The organism is Sphingobium bisphenolivorans (genome assembly GCF_000412635.1).
Taxonomy (GTDB): Bacteria; Pseudomonadota; Alphaproteobacteria; order Sphingomonadales; family Sphingomonadaceae; genus Sphingobium; species Sphingobium bisphenolivorans.
Genome location: NZ_ASTG01000008.1, coordinates 50,744 through 58,422 on the forward strand (window position 1 = coordinate 50,744; position 7,679 = coordinate 58,422).

Genomic DNA, 7,679 nt, shown 5'->3' on the forward strand with positions numbered 1-7,679 from the left:
GCTGTCAACAAGCTGTCTTGCTGAACAATGGCTGACTTTGCTGTTCAGAAACGCGCCAGACATCTGCAGCAATAACCTCTCCCGTGGAGACGAAGGGTCGTCTGAGGAGGAGATAAAAATGATACGCAAGCCCCTGTTGGCACTATCCTTGGCCGCTTCGATGCTGGCCGGATTGCCTTCTCTGGCCCATGCCCACGATGGCGGGCGCAGCTGGTATCGTGAAGAATATCATGAGGAAGGCGACGACGATGACGACGATGATCGTCCCCGTTACCGCCGCAGCTATTATGAGGAACGGGACTATCGTCGCCCGCGCTATTCCGAACCACGGCGCTATTATCGCGATGATCGGCGCCGTCGCTGTGGCGGCAGCGGGACGACGGGCTTGTTGATCGGTGGCGCGGCCGGTGCGCTGCTGGGCCGTTCGGTCGATCGTTATGGCGATCGCGCGCCGGGAACCATCATCGGCGCGGGCGCGGGCGCATTGCTGGGCCGAGAGGTCGACCGGAACTCCGGCTGCTGAATAATATCGGCATTTTCCTCCAGTGGCGGGAGGATATGGGGGCGTGGGGCCGCAGGCCATCCACGTCCCCGCAACACAGGCAGGGTTCAGATCGAGTTCAGCGCGCCTGTGCTTGAATGACAAACGATCCCTTCCGCGGAAAGTAGACTGAGCAAGGAGTAGGAGGCTGGAGATGAAAATCCTCCGCAATGCAGCCTTGGGCCTGGTGCTAGCGGCGTCCATGCCGATCAGCGCGACGCCCGCCGAGGCGCGCGACCATCATCGCTATTATTCCCGTCACTATGACGATGACACGGCGGTTGCCTTGAGCGCAGGGATTGTCGGCCTCGCGATTGGTGCGGCCATAGCTTCCGATCGGTCGCGCCATTATTATGACGACGATTATTATTACCGAGAGAGATATTATCGGCCTCATTATCGGTCATATTATTACTATTATGATGGCTACCCGCGTTATTATGACAGACGCGGCTATCGCGGGTATCGCGATTATGACCGGCATTGGCGTCACCACCATGATGATGACGACGACGATTGATAGACAGTTAAACGGATAAATCTCAGGCTCTGCGCTCTCCGGCTGGAAAGACGATTTCGACGGTCATGCCAGCAGCCGTGGGCAGAATCCGGACATGCGCATCGTGGGCGACGGCAATGGCCGCCACCATATTGAGACCTAGGCCGTAGCCCGATGTTGATCGGCTTCGGTCAAGCCGCGCAAAGCGGCGAAAAACCCGTTCGCGATCCTCATCGGGAATGCCCGGTCCATTGTCGGTGATGAGCAGCGCGATCCCTTTATCGCGTTTTTCCATCGCAATCGTCGCTGCCGTGCCGGGCGAAGTGTGAGCCAGCACATTGTCCAGTAGATTGGCTAGACATCGCTGGATGAGTTGCCGATCTCCGAGAATAGTCGCCGGGGCAATCTCCAGCATGAGCGACTTGCCTGCCTGATCGAAGGCCGGGCGAAATGCCTCCGCTATTTCCCTGATCGTTTCGGCCAGATCCACCGCCTGAAAGCGGCTGCGAACCGACCGGCCTTCAATCTCGGATATGGCAAGGATGGATGAGAAGAGATTGAGCAGATCATCGGCTTCCCTGATGGCCAGGATGAGTCGTTCCTGCTGCAACGGCTCTGCGGCTGTTCGCTCCACCTCTTCCAACCGCCCGCGCAGGCGGCTGAGCGGCGTCCGCAGATCATGGGCTATGTCACAAGACACCTGCCTCAGATTATCCATCAGCGACTGGATGCGATCGAGCATGCTGTTCAGGATCATGGCCAGCCGATCAAATTCCTCGCCCGATCCATTGTGGGGCATGCGGCGCGACAGATCTCCGGCCATGATCGCTTCCGCCGAATCCTCCATGGTCGAAAGACGCGCCCCGACAAGCCGGCCCAAGCCGACCACAGCTGCGGTGCCCACCGCCAATATCAGTGCAAAGGCGCAAAGAAACAGCGCAAGCAGTTGAAGGTCCATCTGATCGACTATCGCCCGGTCGGCCGCGACAACGAGGCGCCCGCCGCCGGGCAGCGGGGTGTTGATGGCCTGGGCCATGGCGGACGTCCCATCGGCAGCGCGAAAGGGAACGAACTCGCTCCATCCAGACCGCGGCACGCTGGCTTTCAGCGATCCCGCTCTGCGCCGTCCGGAGGCATCGGTCACGATATAGCCCATATCTCGCCCCCTGCTGTCGGCCCCCTCCAGATAGCTTTCATCTTCCGGCCCGGGACGATGATCGAGGGTATTGACCAGATCGACCAGCGCGGCAAAGCCGTGCTGCCGGTGATGGGCAAGCAGGACATCGGCCTCGATCCTGATCCGCTGGTTGATCTGGCGTTCGATCTCCTCATGCACGAAGACGTAGGTGGCGAGACCCAGCAGTGTGACTATCAACCCAGACGCCAGTGCCACACTCAATGACAATCCCCTGATGGATCGGGGCATGAACCTAGGAGGCACTGCTGTCGATCATATAGCCGGCGCCGCGAATGGTTCGGATCGCATCATTGCCGAAACCTTCGTTGAGCTTGGCTCTCAGCCTGCTCATATGCGTCTCGACGATGTTGGTCTTCGGATCGAAGCCGAAATTCCAGACTCGGTCGAGCAGCATCGTCCGCGTCACGACCCGATCGGCGTTGCGGAGCAACTGCTCCAACAGGCTATATTCGCGAGGTTGAAGGTCGATGGTCCGGTTGCCCCGGCGCACCTCGCGGCGCAGCAGGTTCATGCTGATGCCGCCCGCCTCCAGCATCGTCACGGTTTCGCAGGATGGGGAACGCCGGCCCAGCGCGTTGAGGCGCGCGACCAGTTCCACAAAGGCAAAGGGTTTGACGAGGTAATCGTCCGCTCCCGCCTCCAGCCCGTCAACTCGATCCTCGATGGCCGACATGGCCGTCAGCAGTAGCGTGGGCGTCTGGCATCCCTGTGACCGTATCATGCGCAACAGGGTAAGACCGTCCAGGCTGGGTAGCATCCTGTCGAAGATCAGCACATCGAAACCGCCCGTCAGAACCACGCTGATCGCCTCCGTCCCGTCGCCGAAACATGCAACCTGATGCCCCATTTCCCGCAGGCCCCGCGCCACATAGTCGCGTTGTTGCCGATCATCCTCCACCAGCAGCATTTTCATGGCCTGCCCCCGACGCCGCACGGATGTCCCCATCGGGATGACGCATGGATTACCATTTCTATACAATTTCCCAATGTTGCCATTCCGTGATGGACCGACTCTATAGCAAAGCGTTAGCGGCGCAAATGAGAACTGTTAGCATTTGCATCAAAGGGGTCGCATATGATGGGAAAGAGGATAGGAAGTGCCGCTGCCTTGGTCGGGGCCATGGCTTTTTCAGGCCCGGCCATGGCTGGTGAACCACTCTTCGGCTATGTTTACACGACCGATGTCATGCCCAAGGGCAAGACCGAGATCGAACAGTGGGTCACCCTGCGCGAGGGACAGGCCAATGGCCATTTCCATGACGTCAAGCTGCGCACCGAGGTCGAGCATGGCATCACCGACAATTTCCAGATCGCCGGTTATCTGAACAGCAGCTACATCTCCGCGAACCGGAACAGCGTCGCCGGAACCACCGAGGGTCTGGACATTCCGCCCGCCCATGATCCGGCGCGCCCTTACAATCGGTTCCGCTTCGACACCGTATCGGCCGAGATGATCTGGCGGGTGATGAGCCCCTATAAGAAGCCCTTCGGCCTCGCCTTCTATGTCGAGCCGGAGATCGGCCCGCACGAACGAGCGATCGAATTGAAGGTGATCGCGCAGAAGAATTTCCTCGATGACCGTCTGGTGCTCGCCGCCAACGCCTTTGTCGAGTTCGAGCGTGAGCATCAGGACGGGGAAACCGAAAAGGCGACCCAGCTGGAATTCGATGCGGGCGCTTCCTACCGCTTCCGCCCGAACTGGTCCTTTGGCCTCGAATATCGCAACCATAATGAATTTGTCGGCTACACGCTCGGCCATGGCAGCCAGGAGCATACGGCCCATTTCGTAGGCCCGAACATCCATTATGCGAACCAGAAATGGTTCTTCACCCTCTCCGCGCTCTACCAGATCCATGCCAAGGGCTATAATGACGAGCAGCGCGACAATATCGTCAATGGCCGCATCTATGGCGACGAACATACAAGGTGGGATGGCATCCGCCTGAAGGTCGGGAGGGTGTTTTGATGTCGGCACCCCGCGCATCTTTGCTGGCGCTGGTTCCGGTGGCGCTGGTCGCGCCGCCGGCCCATGCGGCCACCTATCTCACCGTCGAGCAGGCGCAGGCCCTGATGTTCCCCGGCGAGACGCTGACGCCCGCGTTCCGCACGCTGAGCAACACGGACGTTGTCGCGATCCGTAAGGCCAGCGGCGTATCACCGCTCAACCGCCAGCTGAAGGCCTGGCGGTCCGCCCGCGGTGGCTGGCTGATCGTCGATCAGGTGGTCGGCAAGCATGAATATATCACCTTCGCCGTCGCGCTCGACGCTTCGGGCGCCGTGCGTTCGGTCGAGATCATGGACTATCGGGAAAGCTATGGCGATCAGATCCGCAATCCCAAATGGCGCGCCCAGTTCGCCGGCAAGCGCAATGGCGCCACGCTGCAACTCGACAAGGACATCAAGAATATCTCGGGAGCGACGCTTTCCTGCCGGCATGTCACGGACGGAGTGAAGCGTCTGTTGGCGACCTATAATGTTGTCCTTGCCCATCAGGGATAAGCTTGTCCGGCGCTGTCGGCCGCTGCTCGGGACCTATGTCGAGATCAGCGCGCCCTGCATGGACGCGATTGCCGCAGGTTTCGCGGCAATCGCTGAAGTACAACAGTTGCTGAGCGCGCATGATGACAGCAGCGAACTTGCCGCCATCAGTCGGCTCGCTCACCGACAGCCGGTTGCCATAAGCGCGCTGACCGCGACGGTACTCGACCGGGCCCTGTTCTGGGCAAAGGAAAGCGCAGGCTCCTTCGATCCGACGCTGGGCAGGCTCATGGCAGCGCGCGGATTGCTGCCGCAAGACGACAGCCTGCCATCGGCCGACCACCACGCGAACTGGCGCGATGTCGAGCTGGACGAGCGATCCGTGCGTCTGGCGCGTCCCCTTCGCCTTGATCTGGGAGGCATCGCCAAGGGCTTTGCCGTGGACCGTGCGGTCATCGCGATGCGCACAGCGGGCGCCTCTTGCGGGCTCGTCAATGCAGGAGGCGACATCAGGGCCTTTGGTTCGTCGCCCTGGAGCATCACCATTGCCGCTCCCGGATCGCGGTTGCCGCTGGGCACGGTTGAGCTGCTCAATGCCGCCCTGGCCACAAGCGCCGACCATGGTGAAGCCACAGCTATCGGTTCGAAGCATCTGGCGGGCGCTTCACCCATGCTGGCATCGATCAGCGTTGAGGCAAGTTCCGCAATGGACGCCGACGCGTTGACAAAGATCCTTATGGCGGACAGTCCCCATGCTCGCCATTGCCTGCGTCAGGCTGACGCAACGGCCCTTCGCATATTCCGCGACGGGCGCATCATCCCCTATGATTCGAGGCATCCGGCACCATGAGCAGGCGCGCACCCCAATTTTCCACCCGCCTTCCGATGTGGCAAAAACGGGCTCTTTACACGAGCTTCACACTACTCGCGACCGCCGGGATCTGCTGGCTGGTCTTCGAATATTTCGTCCGCATCGAGGGAGAGTTCGGCCCTGAGCACAGCCCCTGGCAAGCCAAGGTGCTGATGATTCATGGATTTGCCTGCTTTGCTTTCCTGGTGTCGATCGGCGCGATGCTCCCGGTCCATGTGCGTCTTGGCCTTTTGGGCAAGCGAAGCCGGAAGAGCGGCTATGCCACGGCCGCGATCGTGCTGTTCATGGCGCTGACCGGCTATGGGCTCTATTATATTCCCGATGACATCATCCGTGGCTGGGCCAGCACCATTCACTGGATCGGCGGCCTCACCAGCATCGCCACAATCAGCAGCCATGTCTGGCTGGGCTCGCGATCTCCCAAGGCCAGAAAATCCGTCAAAAAGCCTCCTCTTCATAAATGGGAGGCCCATGCAAATGATCCGGCCCTCCAGCCGGAATTGCAGGCGGCTGAGTAACGACAGATCCGGGGAACACCGCCTTTGGAGCGTTTGCCCGTCCTGCGTGGATAGATTCAGCGAGCCAATGCGGTTGGAATAATGCGGCCTGCTTGCCATGCCGGCACTTGTATCGGGCCGGAACGAGCGGCAGGTTTCAGGCTCGTCATTTCAAGGCGGGAACGACCGGGAGTGGCGCGTAGCCGCCGGGCAAATTTACGAACGCTCAGGCTACCGCGTGATGGGCGGCTTGCAGTTCACAGACAGGAGTGCCTTTTGGCGCTTGAAGAACCGCGAAGCTGCCCGATAGCCCAAGAGAAACGTCATCGGCATGGGGTGAGCTGGCGGCGGTCGCAAGGCGACGCCTCCTACCCCACCACCGAGCGTTTCCTGATCCGACAGGCGGCGCAGCGAATTAACCGAGAATCGAATTTACCCTGCATATGGCAACATTCGAAGATCGCTGGGTAAACGTTGCAATATCTATATTTACCCCGCATATGCAGACAATCTAGAATTTGCAGGGTAAATCCATGACGATTCAATCCTTCTCTGACGAACAGGCACGGGTGATCGTCAATCTCGAGCAGGCTTATCAGGTCTGGATGGAGGCCCTGCGTACGCTCAATGACATGCCTTATAACATGCGGATCAAGGAGGTCTCCGGGCGGGAATATCTCTACGAAGTGACCGACCGGCTCGGGAATATGAAAAGCAGGGGATTGCTCGACCCCGGAAAACAGCTACGGTTCGACCAATATAAGGCTGAAAAGGCTGAACTGAAGGACCGTCTTGCGCAGAGCAAGGCCACCCTCAAAGAACAAGGGAGCCTCTACCGTGCGCTGCGTCTTCCTATGCTTCCGGTGGAAGCGGGCAAGATTCTGCGCGAAGCGGATCGCATGCGCTTTTTAGGTGAACAGGCGATGGTCGTGGGAACCAATGCGCTGGTCGCCTACGCGCTGGAGGCAAATGGTTTCATACGCGATGCCCCCGACACCACTTTCGATTTCGATATGGCTCTGACCGCGATCGAAGCCGATGAAGACCGGCCGACATTGTGGAAGGTCCTCAAGGAGGTCGATATGACCTATTCGGTCAATGCCGAACGACCGTTCCAGGCGCGCAATGCCAAAGCTTATGAAATTGAGGTCCTGTCGGCTCCCAGTCGGATTGGCGGGCAGATTGCGCGTGATAAGCCTCGCCCCGTTCCTCTCGCCGAGCAGGAATGGCTTCTCAACGGTCGCCCGATCGATCGAGTGGTCGGCGTGCGCGACGGCGAAGCGGCGCGACTGGTGGTCCCTGATCCACGATGGTTTGCTCTTCAAAAACTTTGGATGGCAAAGAAACCAGGGCGCAACCCGCAGAAAAAACCGAAGGACCGCAAGCAGGGCATCGCGATACTCAACGCCGTCTGGCAAACCATGCCGCATTATCCGCTCGACACCGCGTTTTATGGTCAGCTACCTGACGAACTGAAGCCGCATTTTGACCATTGGAACGCTCAGAAGCCAGCGCGATAGGCACTCGTGCCATATGCGGCCCGTTCGAACTTTCCCTTGAGGGTACCGCCCTATAGCGCGACGATCTGGGTGAGA

The 7,679-nt window shown here is 59.6% G+C and carries 9 protein-coding genes; 7 read left to right on the forward strand and 2 right to left on the reverse strand.

Features of this window, described 5'->3' with window-relative positions; translation table 11 throughout:
• The first annotated feature begins 118 nt into the window (after positions 1-118).
• Both L858_RS0107830 and L858_RS19865 read left to right on the forward strand, forming a co-directional pair.
• A complete protein-coding gene (locus L858_RS0107830) occupies positions 119-523 on the forward strand; it encodes a glycine zipper 2TM domain-containing protein (RefSeq protein WP_022682597.1) in 405 nt (134 codons plus the stop codon).
• Positions 524-695: 172 nt separating this feature from the next.
• Positions 696-1,061 carry a hypothetical protein gene (locus L858_RS19865; protein ID WP_022682598.1) on the forward strand — a complete coding sequence of 122 codons (366 nt, stop codon included), beginning with the start codon at positions 696-698 and terminating at the stop codon, positions 1,059-1,061.
• A 22-nt stretch (positions 1,062-1,083) separates the two neighbouring features.
• On the opposite strand, the gene L858_RS0107840 is transcribed toward L858_RS19865, so the two are convergent.
• The gene (locus tag L858_RS0107840) at positions 1,084-2,433 is read right to left on the reverse strand and encodes a sensor histidine kinase (protein WP_238564943.1); all 1,350 of its coding nucleotides are present in this window, start codon (positions 2,431-2,433) and stop codon (positions 1,084-1,086) included.
• A gap of 37 nt (positions 2,434-2,470) precedes the next feature.
• Positions 2,471-3,151: a response regulator transcription factor gene (locus tag L858_RS0107845; protein WP_028055933.1), complete on the reverse strand. Its 681-nt coding sequence runs from the start codon at positions 3,149-3,151 to the stop codon at positions 2,471-2,473.
• A gap of 228 nt (positions 3,152-3,379) precedes the next feature.
• Here L858_RS0107845 and L858_RS0107850 point away from each other — a divergent pair, with 228 nt between their 5' ends.
• The 5 genes from L858_RS0107850 to L858_RS0107870 all read left to right on the forward strand — a co-directional run bounded on the left by L858_RS0107850 (position 3,380) and on the right by L858_RS0107870 (position 7,604).
• Positions 3,380-4,204, forward strand: a complete 825-nt coding sequence (locus L858_RS0107850) for a DUF6662 family protein (protein WP_193742853.1) — start codon at positions 3,380-3,382, stop codon at positions 4,202-4,204.
• Complete coding sequence (locus L858_RS0107855) at positions 4,204-4,737, forward strand: FMN-binding protein (RefSeq protein ID WP_022682602.1); 534 nt, start codon at positions 4,204-4,206, stop codon at positions 4,735-4,737. Before L858_RS0107850 ends, L858_RS0107855 begins: the two co-directional genes overlap by 1 nt.
• Positions 4,712-5,566: an FAD:protein FMN transferase gene (locus tag L858_RS20970; RefSeq protein ID WP_022682603.1), complete on the forward strand. Its 855-nt coding sequence runs from the start codon at positions 4,712-4,714 to the stop codon at positions 5,564-5,566. The genes L858_RS0107855 and L858_RS20970 overlap by 26 nt, the downstream gene beginning before the upstream one ends.
• Positions 5,563-6,105, forward strand: coding sequence for a hypothetical protein (locus L858_RS0107865; RefSeq protein WP_152639795.1), 543 nt, complete (start codon positions 5,563-5,565; stop codon positions 6,103-6,105). Before L858_RS20970 ends, L858_RS0107865 begins: the two co-directional genes overlap by 4 nt.
• Before the next feature lie 512 nt (positions 6,106-6,617).
• Positions 6,618-7,604, forward strand: coding sequence for a GSU2403 family nucleotidyltransferase fold protein (locus L858_RS0107870; protein WP_022682605.1), 987 nt, complete (start codon positions 6,618-6,620; stop codon positions 7,602-7,604).
• The last annotated feature ends 75 nt before the right edge of the window (positions 7,605-7,679 follow it).

What these genes read in the sequence shown, in the direction of transcription:
- L858_RS0107830 (WP_022682597.1), top strand. Translation starts at nt 119, where the DNA reads ATGATACGCAAGCCCCTGTTGGCACTATCCTTGGCCGCTTCGATGCTG.
- L858_RS19865 (WP_022682598.1), top strand. Translation starts at nt 696, where the DNA reads ATGAAAATCCTCCGCAATGCAGCCTTGGGCCTGGTGCTAGCGGCGTCC.
- L858_RS0107845 (WP_028055933.1), bottom strand. Translation starts at nt 3,151, where the DNA reads ATGAAAATGCTGCTGGTGGAGGATGATCGGCAACAACGCGACTATGTG.
- L858_RS0107850 (WP_193742853.1), top strand. Translation starts at nt 3,380, where the DNA reads ATGGCTGGTGAACCACTCTTCGGCTATGTTTACACGACCGATGTCATG.
- L858_RS0107855 (WP_022682602.1), top strand. Translation starts at nt 4,204, where the DNA reads ATGTCGGCACCCCGCGCATCTTTGCTGGCGCTGGTTCCGGTGGCGCTG.
- L858_RS20970 (WP_022682603.1), top strand. Translation starts at nt 4,712, where the DNA reads ATGTTGTCCTTGCCCATCAGGGATAAGCTTGTCCGGCGCTGTCGGCCG.
- L858_RS0107865 (WP_152639795.1), top strand. Translation starts at nt 5,563, where the DNA reads ATGAGCAGGCGCGCACCCCAATTTTCCACCCGCCTTCCGATGTGGCAA.
- L858_RS0107870 (WP_022682605.1), top strand. Translation starts at nt 6,618, where the DNA reads ATGACGATTCAATCCTTCTCTGACGAACAGGCACGGGTGATCGTCAAT.